Here is a 14,603-nt window from a genome sequence, read left to right as displayed (position 1 = left end):
GCCCCGATTACACATTTTGCATCGCCAAAAACGGAGCACAGTGATGCTGACCCTTCTCACCTATCCTTCTGCCTTCGGCCTGTTTAGTGCCAGCCCATTCTGCGTCAAAACGGCTTTGATGCTGCAACACTCCGGTCAGGATTGGCAGCGCTCTGACATGCTGGATCCCCGAAAGATGCCGCATCAGAAACTGCCTGTGCTGCGTACGCCCGAACGTCTGATCCCCGACAGCGACCTGATCCGAGATTGGCTGGAAACCAATGGCGCAGATTTCGATCAGGGCCTGACAGATGTGGAAAGGGCGCAATCCCGCGCTTTGGTGCGCATGGCCGAAGAGCATCTGTATTTTCATATCGTTCTGGATCGCTGGGGCAATGACGACGTATGGCCAATCCTACGGGAAACCTTCTTTACCGGGATACCCGCCCTGATCCGCAAACCGGCGTCCAATGCGATCCGAAAATCTGTTCTGAAAGGGATCACATCACAAGGGATAGGGCGGTTCTCACTCTCTGAGCGGCTGGACCGGGTTGAACGCGATCTCGAGGCGATCTCGGCCTATCTTTGGCAATCCTCGTTCCTGTTGGGGGACCGACCAACATCCGCGGACATGAGTGTCGGCCCAATGCTGGCTGCAATGCGCGCGACGCCAGCAGATACCCCGCTGACCCGCCGCATCAAACAGGATAACCTGTTGAACAGCTACGTGGACCAGATGGAAAAGGCGATACCCGTTTGAGACCCTTTGATGATCCTCAAGTCGCCGCGGTATTCGAGGCCCTCCCCCCGCTCACGCGTGCGGGGGTTTTGGGGTTACGAGAGCTGATCTTTGACACGGCGACATCTCTGCCCGCCGCCAATCCTCTGCATGAGGAACTGCGTTGGGGCCAGCCCGCCTACCTTGCGCCCAAAGGATCAACGATCCGGCTTGGGGCTCACAAGTCGGCACGCTTCGCGCTGTTCGTGCATTGTCAGAGCCGATTGATGGGCGATTTCACCTCGGCCTTTCCAGGTGAGGATCGGATTGACGGGAACCGGGCCATCCTGTTCGATGACCCAAGCCAGATCGATGTAACCCGCCATGGCTGGCTGATTGCCCGGGCGCTTACCTATCACCTCTGACGGCGCTTGCGCTCCACCTTGCGCTTGATCTTGTCCTTCTTGCGCTTGGTGCTGACGGCCTTTCGACGGGTCCCCCGTTTTGCAGGCCCCCGCCCGCGCGGCAGCGCCTGATCATCGATTGACAAAAGTTCCAGTTCCAAGCCGCCGGTAACAGGCGTCGCTTCGGTCAGGCGCACGGTGACGCGCTGGCCTATGGCGATGATCAGCCCGCTGTCCGATCCCATCAGCGTCCCGGCCTCGCGGTCGAAATGAAAGAACTCGCGCCCCAAAGATCGCACTGGCACCAACCCGTCCGCTCCGGTTTCGTCCATCTTCACAAAGGCCCCGAACCGGGCGATGCCGCTGATCCGGCCAGAGAACTCATTGCCCACCCGCTCGCTCAGATAGGCGGCCAGATAACGATCGGTCGTGTCCCGCTCGGCCATCATGGATCGGCGCTCGGTATCCGAGATATGCGTGGCTGTCTCGTCCAGTCGCATAATTTCATCTTCGGTCAGACCGTCCTTGCCCCAGCCATGGGCCGAGATCAGCGCCCGGTGTACGATCAGGTCGGCATAGCGGCGGATGGGCGAGGTGAAATGCGCATAGTTCCGCAGCGCCAACCCGAAATGACCGAAATTCTCAGAGTTGTAATAAGCCTGCGCCATCGACCGTAGGGTGGTCAGGTTGATCAGCTCGGCATCCTCGGTCCCAGCAGCCGCGTTCAGCAGCGCGTTCAAGTGACGGGTTTGCAAAACCTGCCCCTTGGCGAGATTCAGCCCCGCCGCCTGCGCTGTTTCCCGAAGACTTTCCAGTTTCTCCGGCGCGGGTTCTTCGTGCACGCGGAACAGCAGGGGCCGACGCTTGGCGATCAGGGTCTCAGCTGCGGCAACATTAGCGAGGATCATAAATTCCTCGATCAGCTTATGGGCGTCCAGCCGGTCTCGGAAAGCGACGCTCGTCACTTCACCTGTGTCGGACAGCACGATCTTACGCTCTGGCAGATCCAGCTCCAGGGGTTGCCGCACCGCACGCGCCTTCTTCAACGCGGCATAAGCGGCGTAAAGCGGATTCAGAACCGGCTCTAGCAACGGCCCGGTTCGGTCGTTCGGATTGCCGTCGATAGCCTCTTGCACCTCGGTATAATTCAGCGAGGCAGCCGACCGCATCAGACCGCGGACAAAGCGATGGCCAATCTTGTTCCCATCCGCGTCGATCTGCATCCGCACGGCGATACAGGCGCGCGGCACGCCTTCGTGCAGAGAACACAGATCGCCCGACAGACGATCCGGCAGCATCGGCACAACCCGGTCGGGGAAATAGCTGGAATTGCCACGCTTGCGCGCCTCGCGATCCAGTGCCGTGCCTGGCTGCACGTAGGCAGCGACATCTGCGATGGCGACCCAGATCACATGACCGCCGGGGTTCTTGGGGTCGTCATCAGCATGGGCATAGCAGGCGTCGTCGTGATCGCGCGCATCCGAGGGGTCGATGGTCAACAAAGGCATATCCCGAAGGTCTTCTCGACCATTCAAACCAACTGGCTTGGCCTTGTCCGCCTCTGCAATCACCTTGTCGGGGAAATCATCCGGAATACCGTGTTGATGGATCGCGATTAATGACACCGCCTTGGGCGCAGTCGGATCACCCAACCGTTCAACAATACGTGCACGGGGCAAACCCATACGATTCTTGGGTCCTGCCTGTTCAGCCTCGACCAGTTCGCCGTCCTTTGCCCCCAAAACAGCGCCATCATGGACCAGCCACTCGGTGGAACCTGCCTTGTCGATGGGCACAATACGCCCGCCCTCGGCTCCTTTGCGAAAGATGCCGACGATTTTGTGCGGGTTGGTCCCGATGCGACGGATCAGGCGGGCCTCGTAGTTGTGGTCTTCTTCATGCACCACGGTCAGGCGGGCCAGAATACGGTCGCCCTCGCCCAATGCCGGATCGCTGGCGCGGGTTATGATCAGGACGGTGGGTTCAACCCCCTCGCCATGCCATTCCAGCGGACGCGCGAACAAATCGCCATCGGCGTTCGGCGCTTTCACCTGCAACACACTGACAGGCGGCAAGCGATCCGGATCGCGATAGCTGCGCTTGCGCTTTTCCAGATGCCCTTCCGCCTCAAGCTCTTTGAGGATGCGCTTCAGATCAATCCGATCCGCGCCCTTGATGCCAAAGGCTTTGGCAATATCGCGTTTTGACGTGAGGGTGGGGTTCGCTGAGATCCAGTCGAGGACCTCCTGCTTGGTGGGAATGCGAGTCATACTTTCGGCCTATCACGCGTTTGCGACCGCGTCATGACCAAAAAACCTCAGGGTTTCAGATCGGCGATCGTATCGACGTCGTGCAGGTGGTCCAGAAAGGACACACGGCAGCCGCGAATCGAGGTCAGCGTGTCGGCCAAAGCGTGTTCCGTCGACCAGCGTACATCCCGAAACAGACCTGTGCGCAAAGCCGCATAGCGCTGCGCCCCAACCAGCCAATAGCCGCCATCCGGCGCAGGGCCGAACACCATCTGAGATCGACCCAGCCCATCAAAAGCCCGGGCAATGTGAACGCGTGAAATTCCCGGAATATCGGCACCGATCAGGCAAACCGGACCTTTGGGCATGCCCCGCAGCATTCGTCCCATCCGGTCGCCCAAATCACCGCGCCCCTGTGCCGCGCGTGGCAAATCAGCAGGCCAGACCCGGCTGGTCAGACCCTCTGCATCCGGTGACACCGCCAGCACAATCTGCCAACGCGGATCACGCAGCCGCCGGATCAAGGACCGGGTCTGGTGCCGGAACCACCATGCCGCACCCACCATACCGATGTCGCGACCCAAACGGGTTTTCACACGACCTGGATGAGGCTCCTTCACCATGATCACCAAAGTACGCCTCACGGCAAGTCCCGCACCACGTCGCGATGCTCAATCCCGGCATCCAGATACACCGGACCCAAAGGAGTAAAGCCGAGTTTCTCATAAAACCTGACGGCGTGTGTTTGTGCACCGAGCTTTACTTTATTGATCTCTGGATCGGCTCGGGCAAGGTCGACCGCTTTGCGTATCAGGTCAGCCCCCAATCCCTGCCCCCGAGCCCGAGCCAGAACACAGACTCGACCGATCTTGGCCGTGCCCCTGTCGCAGACAATGCGTGCTGTTCCTAACGGCCCTTGCACGTCCCGCGCCAAAAGATGGATCGCTGCATTGTCCAGCGCGTCCTGCTCTTCCAATACGGGGACCCCCTGCTCGAGAACGAAAACCTGATGCCGCAGAGCAAAACAAGATGGTAAGTCTTGCGTAACTTCAATGTCAAAATTCATGCAAAAAAGTCCGTCAGGATGCGTGTATAGACCGCCTTGAGCTGTTCGATCTGCGCCACCTCAACGCATTCATCCACCTGATGCATTGTGCGCCCGACCAGTCCGAACTCGACAACCGGACAATGGTTCTTGACGAACCGTGCATCCGACGTACCACCGGTTGTGGACAGCTCTGGCGTGACTCCGGTTTCAGCTTCAACCGCATCGGCGACCAAATCCGACAAAGCTCCGGGCGGGGTCAGAAAGCTTTCCCCTGAAATCTTGATTTTAACGTCAACTTCAACGCCATACTCAGCAGAAACCTGATCCGCCTCTGACTTCAACCATTCACTCAAGCTGGCACCTGAGTGCAGGTCATTGAAGCGGATGTTGACCGCTCCGCTGCATTGCGCCGGGATCACGTTGGTGGCGGCGTTCCCGGTGTCTATTGTGACCACCGCCAATGTAGAAGCATCGAAATGGTCCGTTCCTTGATCCAGTTCGTGGCTAGCCAAACGGTCCATCAGCCGCGCAATGGCAGGCAAGGGGTTCTTGGCCCGATGCGGATAAGCCGAATGCCCCTGAACGCCCGTGACTGTAAACCACGCGGTCATCGAGCCCCGCCGACCGATCTTGATCATCTCACCCATCTTGTTCGGGCATGTGGGTTCTCCCACCAGACAGACTGACATGCGTTCATCCGCACTGTTCATGTAGTCGAGCAAGGCGGTGGTGCCATCCACCGCATCGCCTTCTTCATCACCTGTGATCGTCAAGATGATGGCTCCGTCCGGCGGCGTGTCGCGGACAAAGTCCATCGCCGCAGCCGCAAAAGCCGCAACCCCGGACTTCATATCTGTGGTGCCCCGCCCATACATCACGCCGTCCCGCACTTCGGCCCCGAATGGCGGCATCGTCCACGCCACCTCGTCCCCGACCGGAACAACATCGGTGTGACCGTTGAAGCCGAAACTGCGCGTGTGGCCTTTCTGGCCCCATCTGGCAAACAGGTTGCAGATGCCTCCACGATCAACACGCGTGCAGTCGAACCCCGCGTCCGACAGAACCGACTCGAGCAAAACAAGCGCGCCGCCTTCTTCGGGTGTGACCGATGGGCAACGGATCAGATCGGCTGTCAATTGAACGGGGTCGGTCATGCATTGGCCTCTGGAACAGTGTCTTTCGCGGGTTCGCGCACAGATTCAACGAATTGGCCGGTTTTCCAACCCCAATCCGCAAAAAAAACCTTCATCCGAATGACAAGATTTCAAAACGACACCCCAATGAATCAAAGCAGTTTACCCGGCGACCATCTTGCCGTGCACAGCACAATCGCGTTACAGGGCCGCGAAACAGGTGAATTGAATATGAAGCGCGCATTCTTCGCACTGATCAGCCTGACTTTCGCCGTTCTAGCACAGCAGAGCATGGCACAGTCCCTTACGGTCACTACGGTGACCCGCCCGCCGTTTTCCTATGTCGAGGACGGCACTGAAACCGGCTTTTCGATGGATCTGCTATCCGCATTGGCGGAGTCATTGAATTGGGATTACACGGTCAATCGCGTCGAATCCTTTCCGGATATGCTTGATGCAGTGCAGGATGGGTCTGCGGATCTTGCCATCGCCAATATCTCGATCACCGCCCAGCGGGAAACGCAGATGGATTTCACCCAGCCGATCTTTGAGGCGGGGTTACAGATCATGGTACCATCAGAGGCCGCCCGCCAGCCGTCCCTTCTGCATGCACTGCTTTCCAGAGAGTTGTTCATCGCCATTGGTCTGGCTTTTGCCATCCTCCTGGGTGGCGGCATGTTGATGTGGAGCTTTGAGCGGCGTGCCCAACCCTATTTCGACCGCAAGCTGAACGAGGCCTGGTTTCCTTCGTTCTGGTGGGCGCTGAACCTTGTTGTGAATGGCGGATTTGAAGAAAGGATGCCCCGCACCCCCTTTGGCCGGCTTCTGGGTGTGGTTCTGGTCGTTTCATCATTGTTCATCGTATCGGTTTTCACCGCCCGTATTACGTCGGTCATGACCGTGGACGCTATCACTGGCAGCGTGAATTCGGTGAACGACTTGTACGGTAAGACTGTCGGCACCATTTCGAATTCGACCGCAGCGAGCTTTCTGAACCGGCGCGAGATCGAATTCACTGGCTATACGGGGCTGGAACAGATGCTTGACGCCTTCCAGGCCAAGGATTTGGACGCGGTGGTGTTCGATGCACCCATCCTGTCCTACTATGCATCCCATGAAGGGCGGCGTATTGCGTCTATGACAGGCGGTGTTTTCCTGCGCGAGAACTACGGTATCGCATTTCCGACCGGTTCGCCCCTGGTCGAGGATGTCAACCAGGCCCTGCTTTCGCTGCGTGAAGACGGAACCTATGACGAAATCTATCGCAAGTGGTTCGGTGCCCGGAACTAGGCCTGCGCCTCGTCTCCGAAAAACGGCGTCATCTGCGCGACAATTACGGCGTTTTCATCCAGCGCACGCTGCATCAGGGCGCGTTCGTCTGGTTCGATATCGTGCCCCTGTGCTTCTCGCTCGGCCAAGGTGCCGTACCCGGTGACGTCCAGAGGCGCAGTATCAGCTTGTTTCAAAATAGCCACCGTCTCGCGCACGGCCTCGGCCTCATCTACACCGCTGGCATAACAGATAAGCGCTGCACCCGTTGCCCCCTCGGGCAACCCGTCGCCATCCTTGCGACCGATCTGGACCAGAAGGGTATAAACTTGCTGACGCGAGGGTTTCTTTTGCTTTTCCATGCATGGGGCCATAGCCGTGCGCCCGCCCACGGTCAAGCAGCCGGGAATTGCAGACAGGTAATCCAGAGGCCATAGTGCCGGGAGAAAACCGATCCAAGACGACACAGGACCATTTCATGACCTATCCAGATTTCATCACAGCCTTTCCCAGCCTCGACGTCCCGTTCCCGGAAGAAGTGGTTCAGACCGCTGTAATCCGGTCGGATGCGGGTTTGGTCGCGTTCTTTACGTTTCTCGAAGACTTTGAGTTGCCAGCACACTCTCACAGGGCTCAATGGGGTACAGTAATCGAGGGCGAGGTTGAATTGACCATCGGCACTGAGACCAGAACATTCGGCCCCGGCGACAGCTATTCGATCCCCTCAGGCGTCGAACACGGCGGCAAGATAAAGGCCGGAACACGTGTCATAGATGTATTTGAAGAACCGGACCGCTATCCGATCAAGGCATAATAACAAACGACTCACCAAACTTCATTTCTGATTTCGACTTTTAGTTGAGGCGTTTTGAAGCGCAAACTCATGAGCTGAATCCGGCACATTAATGCCACATTTTTTCCTCATTTTGGGCCAGTTTCTGCTGACCTCAGCGCCGCGTTCTTAATTCAAAATTGTTTTGTGGTGCGCGCTCTGCGCTTGAGCCACTGCATAAGTCATTTTACCGGAGAATTAAAATGAGTGTTCTGTCCAAATTAATGACGACAACAGCGAGCGTGATCGCGTTGGCCGGAGTACCTGCCGTAGCCATTCTGTCCTTAGCGACAGTAGATGCAGCATATGCTCAAGAAGCCGAAGGTAGCGGCGAAACCGAAGGTGGTGGCGAAACCGAAGGCGGTGGCGAAACCGAAGGCGGTGGCGAAACCGAAGGCGGTGGCGAAACCGAAGGCGGTGGCGAAACCGAAGGCGGTGAAGCTGAAGGTGATACGGAAACGAACGCAGGCGAATCAGAAGTTGACGCAATGCAGGGCGAAAACCGCTGATCCATCAGGGGTGGTTGTCTGGGCTAAGCCATATGTTCAAGATTGGCAGCTAACGCTTTCACTTCGCCCGATGCGACCCCTCAAAAAATACGGCCGGAGCGGATATGCTCCGGCCAATTCATTTTAGCTGAACGATCAGTCGCGCAGCAGCTCGTTGATACCAGTTTTCGAGCGGGTCTTTTCGTCAACCCGCTTCACGATCACGGCACAGTACAGGCTGATGTTGTTCTTCGAAGGCATCGAACCGGCGACAACCACTGAATAAGGCGGCACCTCGCCATACATGACTTCGCCGGTTTCACGGTCGACAATCTTGGTCGATTTGCCAATGAATACGCCCATCCCCAGGACCGAACCCTCGCGGACGATGCAGCCCTCGACCACTTCTGAACGCGCGCCGATAAAGCAATTGTCTTCGATGATGGTCGGACCCGCCTGCATAGGCTCAAGGACACCACCGATGCCGACGCCACCCGACAGGTGAACGTTCTTACCGATCTGCGCACAGGATCCGACGGTGGCCCACGTGTCGACCATGGTACCTTCATCGACATAGGCGCCCAGGTTCACGAAAGACGGCATCAGAACGGCGCCCGGCGCAATATAGGCCGACTTGCGAACGACACAGTTCGGCACGGCGCGGAACCCGGCGGCTTGCCATTGGCTTGCGTCCCAACCGGCGAACTTGCTATCCACCTTGTCCCACCAGCCGCCAGCCTGAGGGCCACCGGACTGGATTTCCATATCCTTGATGCGGAAGCCCAGCAGGACCGCTTTCTTGGCCCACTGGTTCACATGCCAGTCCCCATTCGCCTGCTTTTCAGCAACCCGCAGCGACCCGCTGTCCAGCGCGTTCAGCGTTTCCTCGATCGCTTCGCGCTGTTGGCCAGTGGTGGCGGGCGTGATTGTATCGCGCGCCTCCCAGGCGGCTTCGATGGCGGCTTCCAGTTGCGCGTTGGACATGGGGCGTCTCCCTACAGAATCTGTTCGTGTCGGTTTGGCCTATACGCAAGTGGAACCCATGGCGCAATGCGACGAACACGGGTCATTTTGCGTCCGAAACGACCGCAGTCAGCTGGCGCGACGTATATGGCGGGTCAGGATACCTCTTGCGGCGCTCAGATCCTTGCGCTTGAGCGCCTGAACAAGTGCCGCATGGTCCTTGTCTGTCTGCTGAACCCATTTCGACCGCCAATGCGCGAAAAGATGGCGTGCGCTTGCGATATGCAGGTCGTCGATAGCATGTAAAAGCCGAGGCAGCCCGCAAGGTGTCAGGATGGCGCGATGAAACGCTCTGTTCAAAGCTTCCCATTGGGGCATCGACTGCGCCTCATCACAGGCGATGCGCGCGCGATCTATCTTTTCCATCGCTACCGGCGACATGTTCTGCACGGATTGCTGTAGCGCCAGAGTTTCCAATGCCACACGCATTTCGATCACCTCACGCACTTCCGCAGGGTCCAGCGCAGTGACCCGCATCCCCCGGCGTGGCTCATGCCGCGCCAATCCATGCGCCTCGAGCCGCAATAAGGCTTCACGCACCGGCACGTGGCTGGTGTCGAAGTCACGGGCTATATGGTCTTGCCGAAGCTTTTCTCCGGCGACCAGTTCTCCGGTGATGATTTTCTGGCTGAGGTTTTTGTAAATTGTGTCGGAAATCGTGGCGGTCATAAATTATAGATAAAATCCGCCACGCTCATTCACAACCCGATAATTCACGCACCAAACGGGTCCGGTGCAATATTGGCACCGCAAACCAAAACGGCCACGCGTTCACCAGGCCCAGGCTGATAAACGCCCGACGTCAAAGCCGCCAGCGCCGCGGCACCCGCCGGTTCCACCAAAATACGATGCGCCTGCCAAAGCGCCTTTTGCGCATCTGCAATTGCATCATCTGACACAAGAACCGAGCTCATACCCCGCGCGAGGTCAAAACAGATCTGCCCGATCCGCCGCGCGCCCAATGCGTTTGCCGCAATGCCGGATACGGAAACATCGATCGGTTTACCGGCTTGCAACGCGGCATTCAGCGCGCAAGAGGTTTCGGGCTCGACCGCGACAACCTTGCGCGTGTCACCAAACCACGCCAACGCGCCAGCGATCAGACCACCGCCACCTACCGCAACCAGAACCGTATCAGCCTGCAGATTCTGCGCGTCCCATTCCGCAAAACAGGTCCCCTGCCCCGCCACCGTGGCCGGCGCGTCATAGGCGTGTATCTGCATCGCTCCGGTTTCGGCCTCGTAAGCTTGCGCCTGAGTCAGCGCATTTGCGTATTCGCCGGACACAACGCTCAGGTCTGCGCCGGTTTGCCGGATCAAAGCAATTTTCGACGGGCCTGCCAGCTCGGGCACGAATATCTTGGCCGGATAGCCCAGCGTCTGCGCAGCATAAGCTGCTGCCGCACCATGGTTGCCGCCGGACGCTGCAACCACCCCGGCCTGCGGAACATTCATGCTGAGCAACGTGTTGAACGCACCCCGCGCCTTGAAACTGCCGGTGTGCTGCATGTGTTCCAGCTTCAGGTCAATCGGGTAACCTGGAATTCGACTCTCGATAACCGGCGTCACTTGCGCATGTCCGGCGATACGATCTTGCGCTACTGATATTTCGCTCTTCCAATTCATTCTTGTCTTTCCGTGACTGGCACTCTGCCCGCGAACCCTATAGCTGTTTGTCAAACACGCAAGCAGGGATCGATCACCCATGAGAGAAGACCGCCACAGTCCGTTTCGCGATGCGCAGACCGACCGCTCGACCGCGAGTGAGGTTCCGGACACGCCGCAGACGCGTTCACCCGCCTATCGTCTTGCCTTCGCCGATGACGAATTCCTGTGCCGGGACGAACTGCGCCCGGTGCGTCTGCAGCTTGAATTGCTGAAGCCCGAGATGATCATGAGCGAGCGTGAGATCACCTCGACCATCGTCATGTTCGGCGGCGCGCGTATCCCCGAGCCGTCGCAGAAACACACCGCACGGACCGAAACGCTGGCCGGGTTGTCGCAATACTACGACGAGGCGCGTGAATTCGCCCGCTTGATGACCGTGAAGTCGAATGAGACCGGATGCCGCGAGAACGTGATCGTCACCGGCGGTGGCCCCGGCGTGATGGAGGCAGGCAACCGAGGAGCACAGGATGCGGGCGGCTGTTCGATCGGCCTCAATATTGTGCTGCCCCACGAGCAGGCGCCGAACCTCTATGTAACGCCCGACCTCAGCTTCAACTTCCACTACTTCGCCATTCGAAAGATGCACTTCCTGATGCGCGCCCGCGCCATAACCATTTTCCCCGGCGGGTTCGGCACAATGGATGAGCTGTTCGAATCCCTGACCCTGATTCAGACCGGCCGGATGGATCGCGTGCCCTTCCTGCTGTTTGGCCGCGAGTTCTGGGAAAAAGTCATCAACTGGGAAGCATTGGCCGATGCTGGCACGATCTCAGACGAGGATCTCGACCTGTTCTGCTTTGTGGACACGGCGCAAGAGGCGGTCGAGATCATCGAGAACTGGGAACCCGCCCCACCGCGCGACGAAATCCCGGGACGCTGAAAGATGGCACTCAAAACCGGAGAAATGCTGCACCTCCGCGGCAATGCGTTGAACAAGGGCGAGCCGGTGGCGCTGCCGCTGACACAAAGCAGCATGTTTCACTTGCCGGGCACCCCTGATGGGCAGGCCAGCTATGGGCGGGTCGACAACCCGACCTGGGGGCATCTGGAACATGTCCTGTCGCATTTGGAAGACGCGCCCTGCCTCAGCTTTCCCTCCGGCATGGCAGCGATATCGGCGGCCCTGTTTGCCACGGTGCAAGCCGGGTCGCGCATTCTGATTCCGTCGGATGGCTATTACGTGACACGCCTTTTGGCGGATCGCTTCCTGTCGCGACTGGGTGTGATTGTCGAGGAGCGCCCCACCACCGATTTTAACACCGGCGGTTTTGACGGGTTCGATGTGGTCTTTGTCGAAAGCCCCTCAAATCCAGGATTAGACATGATCGACCTGACGGCGGTAGCTGATCAGGTACATGCTGCCGGGGGCGTGACCATTGCGGACAACACGACGATGACACCTCTGGGTCAGCGCCCTCTGGATCTGGGCATTGATGTTGTTGTTTCCTCAGACACCAAGGCGATGGGCGGGCATTCCGACATGCTGATGGGCCATGTGGCCAGCCGCAGCAGCGACATCATGGAACGGGTCGAGGAATGGCGCAGAGTCTCCGGCTCGATCCCCGGACCGCATGAGGCCTGGCTGCTGCATCGCGGGCTTGAGACTCTGGATGTACGCTTCGACCGGATGTGCAGTTCAGCACAGGTATTGGCCGAACGATTGGCGTCACATCCCGCAGTGAAACAGGTCCGCTATCCCGGACTGGCCAATGACCCGTCGCACAAACTGGCGCAAGAACAGGCCACACGGTTCGGATTTCTGCTGTCCCTGACGCTGGAAAACGAAAGCAAAGCCGAAACTTTCATCAACAATTGCCCGCTTCTGCGCCCTGCCACGTCTTTCGGCGGCGTCCACAGCTCTGCCGAGCGTCGCGCCCGCTGGGGTGACGATGTTGACCCCGCCTTCATCCGCCTTTCGGTAGGCTGCGAGCCGGTGGGCGAACTGTGGCAGGCCATCGAGGCCAGCCTGAACGCAGTGTGATTACTTCTTGGCTTCGCGCAGTTCTTTGAACACGTAGATCGGCAGCACCACGCTGGCGATCAACGCCCCCAACCAGACCAACAACGTTGCCGCCAGCAGGTTCGAAACACCACCCACGGTCAGCCCAGCGGTGATCAGGTCGGTTACCAGCAGGCCCACAAAGGTCACGATCAAAGCGATCCCGCCTTTCAGCGCGGGTGCTTTCTTTTCGCCCAGCTTCAGGATCAGCGGCTCGGCAATCACCTGCACAACGGTGAAGACGATCACGACGATGATGAACGAGATCGGCTTGATCGCGAACCCTGACAGTATCAGCGAGGCAAGCAATAACCCAATGGCATTCCCGGCCAGCAGAGCCAGGGCGGACTTAATTCTGCGCGACATGCGGCGGTCTCCGTCAATCAACAATTAGAAACATGTAGATGTTAACAGAACTGCAGGATTTTTCGAGGCAATTCAATCGCCTCTTCCTTTTGCACCGTTGAAATCGCATGGTAGAACACATTCATCAAGATCAGACTTGCCCCTGACCCGTGAGAGTGAGATGAGCGACGATCCCTATTCTGTTCTTGGCGTTGTAAAAGACGCCAGCGCCGCCGAGATCAAGAAAGCCTATCGGCGCATTGCCAAGGAATGTCATCCGGACCTGAAACCCGGTGATGCCGAGGCTGAGGCGAAGTTCAAAGCCGCTGCCTCTGCATATGATCTGCTGAAAGATCCTGAAACACGTGCGCGGTATGACAATGGTGAGATTGACGCATCAGGGCAGGATCGCCCACAACAACAGTATTACCGCGAATACGCCGAGACGGCAGGTAACCCCTATCGCGGACGTCAGGCGGATCCTGACGACATGTCCGACATCTTCGCCGAATTCATGCGTGGCCGCGGTGGCTTTGGCGGCCAGCACGGCCAAGAGGTTCACGCACCGGGCCATAATCTGAACTATTCGCTGCAGATCAGCTTTCTGGACGCCGTGTTCGGCGCCAGCCATAAACTGACGCTGCCTGACGGTGACCGGATCGAGGTGAAAATCCCGGCAGGGATAACCGACGGCCAGACCATCCGCCTGCGCGGCAAAGGGGCATCGGGCTATGGCGAAGGCCCCGCGGGCGATGCCTTGGTGACTGTTTCGGTCGCCAAACATCCAGTGTTTGACCGTCAAGGCGACGACATCCACATCACATTGCCCATCACCATCGATGAAGCCATTCTGGGCGGCAAAGTCCCGGCCCCCACAATTGATGGCGGTGTGAACGTCAGCGTCCCGGCAGGAACAAGCAGTGGAAAAACTCTGCGATTGCGGGGCAAGGGGGTCAAGAAACGCGGCTCATCTGAACGCGGCGATCAGTTGATCGAACTGACCGTCTCGCTGCCCCACACAATCGATGACGACCTGAAACAGTTCATGGAGACCTGGCGCGAAACGCACAGCTATGATCCGCGGAAAGGAATGCCGTCATGACCCTGACCGAGAAGGAACTGATCGAAGCCGTTGCCCGACTGACCTCGGACCGGCTGACCGAGTATCTGGCGGCTGAAATTGTGATCCCCGAACAATCAGACCAAGGGCTGGTTTATCACAGCATCGACGTCGCTCGGTTGGAACTGGCCTGCGAATTACACGAGCAATACGACATGGAGGCCGACGCACTTTCGATGATGATCTCTTTGATCGATCAGATGCACGGGTTGCGGGCCGAACTGCGCGAGGTTCTGAACGCGGTCGAGGCACAACCCGAACCGGTGCGCCAGCAACTGGTTGAGGTGATTGCCACAGCGCGATTCCGTCGCAGATAACGGGGTTTTGGA

At 58.4% G+C, this 14,603-nt stretch carries 18 protein-coding genes; 9 read left to right on the top strand and 9 right to left on the bottom strand.

The genetic code is table 11. The features are described 5' to 3' along the window. The first annotated feature begins 43 nt into the window (after window positions 1–43). Both AC2FJZ_RS18280 and AC2FJZ_RS18275 read left to right on the top strand, forming a co-directional pair. Window positions 44–739: a glutathione S-transferase family protein gene (locus tag AC2FJZ_RS18280; RefSeq protein ID WP_050604891.1), complete on the top strand. Its 696-nt coding sequence runs from the start codon at window positions 44–46 to the stop codon at window positions 737–739. After that, entirely contained in the window at window positions 736–1,122 is a 387-nt protein-coding gene (locus AC2FJZ_RS18275; RefSeq protein WP_496779422.1) for a DUF1801 domain-containing protein, read from the top strand. Before AC2FJZ_RS18280 ends, AC2FJZ_RS18275 begins: the two co-directional genes overlap by 4 nt. Here AC2FJZ_RS18275 and rnr read toward each other — a convergent pair. Genes rnr through dapE form a run of 4 tightly spaced genes read right to left on the bottom strand, consistent with a single transcriptional unit; the run spans window position 1,113 to window position 5,552 of the window. Next, window positions 1,113–3,371 carry a ribonuclease R gene (rnr, locus tag AC2FJZ_RS18270; protein ID WP_496779420.1) on the bottom strand — a complete coding sequence of 753 codons (2,259 nt, stop codon included), beginning with the start codon at window positions 3,369–3,371 and terminating at the stop codon, window positions 1,113–1,115. The genes AC2FJZ_RS18275 and rnr overlap by 10 nt on opposite strands. A 47-nt stretch (window positions 3,372–3,418) precedes the next feature. Then, the gene (locus AC2FJZ_RS18265; RefSeq protein WP_496779418.1) at window positions 3,419–3,994 is read right to left on the bottom strand and encodes a TIGR04282 family arsenosugar biosynthesis glycosyltransferase; all 576 of its coding nucleotides are present in this window, start codon (window positions 3,992–3,994) and stop codon (window positions 3,419–3,421) included. After that, the gene (locus tag AC2FJZ_RS18260) at window positions 3,991–4,416 is read right to left on the bottom strand and encodes a GNAT family N-acetyltransferase (RefSeq protein WP_496779416.1); all 426 of its coding nucleotides are present in this window, start codon (window positions 4,414–4,416) and stop codon (window positions 3,991–3,993) included. The genes AC2FJZ_RS18265 and AC2FJZ_RS18260 overlap by 4 nt, the downstream gene beginning before the upstream one ends. Further along, entirely contained in the window at window positions 4,413–5,552 is a 1,140-nt protein-coding gene (gene dapE, locus AC2FJZ_RS18255) for a succinyl-diaminopimelate desuccinylase (protein WP_496670106.1), read from the bottom strand. Before dapE ends, AC2FJZ_RS18260 begins: the two co-directional genes overlap by 4 nt. A 210-nt stretch (window positions 5,553–5,762) precedes the next feature. Here dapE and AC2FJZ_RS18250 point away from each other — a divergent pair, with 210 nt between their 5' ends. Next, the gene (locus AC2FJZ_RS18250; RefSeq protein WP_050605028.1) at window positions 5,763–6,821 is read left to right on the top strand and encodes a transporter substrate-binding domain-containing protein; all 1,059 of its coding nucleotides are present in this window, start codon (window positions 5,763–5,765) and stop codon (window positions 6,819–6,821) included. On the opposite strand, the gene AC2FJZ_RS18245 is transcribed toward AC2FJZ_RS18250, so the two are convergent. Next, window positions 6,818–7,162, bottom strand: coding sequence for a DUF8846 family protein (locus AC2FJZ_RS18245; RefSeq protein WP_083445326.1), 345 nt, complete (start codon window positions 7,160–7,162; stop codon window positions 6,818–6,820). The two genes, AC2FJZ_RS18250 and AC2FJZ_RS18245, sit on opposite strands and share 4 nt — an antisense overlap. Before the next feature lie 116 nt (window positions 7,163–7,278). On the opposite strand from AC2FJZ_RS18245, the gene AC2FJZ_RS18240 reads away from it, so the two are divergent. Both AC2FJZ_RS18240 and AC2FJZ_RS18235 read left to right on the top strand, forming a co-directional pair. After that, window positions 7,279–7,614, top strand: coding sequence for a cupin domain-containing protein (locus tag AC2FJZ_RS18240; RefSeq protein ID WP_050604885.1), 336 nt, complete (start codon window positions 7,279–7,281; stop codon window positions 7,612–7,614). A 221-nt stretch (window positions 7,615–7,835) separates the two neighbouring features. After that, complete coding sequence (locus tag AC2FJZ_RS18235) at window positions 7,836–8,141, top strand: hypothetical protein (protein WP_496779414.1); 306 nt, start codon at window positions 7,836–7,838, stop codon at window positions 8,139–8,141. A 135-nt stretch (window positions 8,142–8,276) separates the two neighbouring features. Here the strand turns inward: AC2FJZ_RS18235 and dapD are convergent, their stop codons facing one another. The 3 genes from dapD to AC2FJZ_RS18220 form a co-directional block, all read right to left on the bottom strand. Continuing rightward, window positions 8,277–9,104 carry a 2,3,4,5-tetrahydropyridine-2,6-dicarboxylate N-succinyltransferase gene (dapD, locus tag AC2FJZ_RS18230; RefSeq protein ID WP_496670108.1) on the bottom strand — a complete coding sequence of 276 codons (828 nt, stop codon included), beginning with the start codon at window positions 9,102–9,104 and terminating at the stop codon, window positions 8,277–8,279. Window positions 9,105–9,212: 108 nt separating this feature from the next. Continuing rightward, window positions 9,213–9,812 (bottom strand): GntR family transcriptional regulator, encoded by a 600-nt coding sequence (locus tag AC2FJZ_RS18225; RefSeq protein WP_050606136.1) that lies wholly within the window; start codon window positions 9,810–9,812, stop codon window positions 9,213–9,215. Between the two features lie 44 nt (window positions 9,813–9,856). Next, the gene (locus tag AC2FJZ_RS18220) at window positions 9,857–10,768 is read right to left on the bottom strand and encodes a threonine/serine dehydratase (protein ID WP_496779411.1); all 912 of its coding nucleotides are present in this window, start codon (window positions 10,766–10,768) and stop codon (window positions 9,857–9,859) included. A 79-nt stretch (window positions 10,769–10,847) separates the two neighbouring features. Here AC2FJZ_RS18220 and AC2FJZ_RS18215 point away from each other — a divergent pair, with 79 nt between their 5' ends. After that, a complete protein-coding gene (locus AC2FJZ_RS18215) occupies window positions 10,848–11,690 on the top strand; it encodes an LOG family protein (RefSeq protein WP_496779409.1) in 843 nt (280 codons plus the stop codon). Window positions 11,691–11,693: 3 nt separating this feature from the next. Next, the gene (locus AC2FJZ_RS18210) at window positions 11,694–12,791 is read left to right on the top strand and encodes a cystathionine gamma-lyase (protein WP_496779407.1); all 1,098 of its coding nucleotides are present in this window, start codon (window positions 11,694–11,696) and stop codon (window positions 12,789–12,791) included. Here AC2FJZ_RS18210 and AC2FJZ_RS18205 read toward each other — a convergent pair whose 3' ends face one another. Beyond that, window positions 12,792–13,175, bottom strand: a complete 384-nt coding sequence (locus AC2FJZ_RS18205) for a hypothetical protein (RefSeq protein ID WP_050606132.1) — start codon at window positions 13,173–13,175, stop codon at window positions 12,792–12,794. A 160-nt stretch (window positions 13,176–13,335) separates the two neighbouring features. Here AC2FJZ_RS18205 and AC2FJZ_RS18200 point away from each other — a divergent pair, with 160 nt between their 5' ends. Then, window positions 13,336–14,256, top strand: coding sequence for a DnaJ C-terminal domain-containing protein (locus AC2FJZ_RS18200; RefSeq protein ID WP_496779405.1), 921 nt, complete (start codon window positions 13,336–13,338; stop codon window positions 14,254–14,256). Continuing rightward, on the top strand, window positions 14,253–14,591 hold the full coding sequence (locus AC2FJZ_RS18195; RefSeq protein WP_496670114.1) for a hypothetical protein: 339 nt from the start codon (window positions 14,253–14,255) through the stop codon (window positions 14,589–14,591). The genes AC2FJZ_RS18200 and AC2FJZ_RS18195 overlap by 4 nt, the downstream gene beginning before the upstream one ends. Window positions 14,592–14,603 lie beyond the last annotated feature (12 nt).

The sequence above is a fragment of the Ruegeria sp. CDSA079 genome (genome assembly GCF_059612245.1).
Note: the sequence above shows the minus strand (reverse complement) of the source record. Positions and strands in the feature narration are given on the sequence as shown.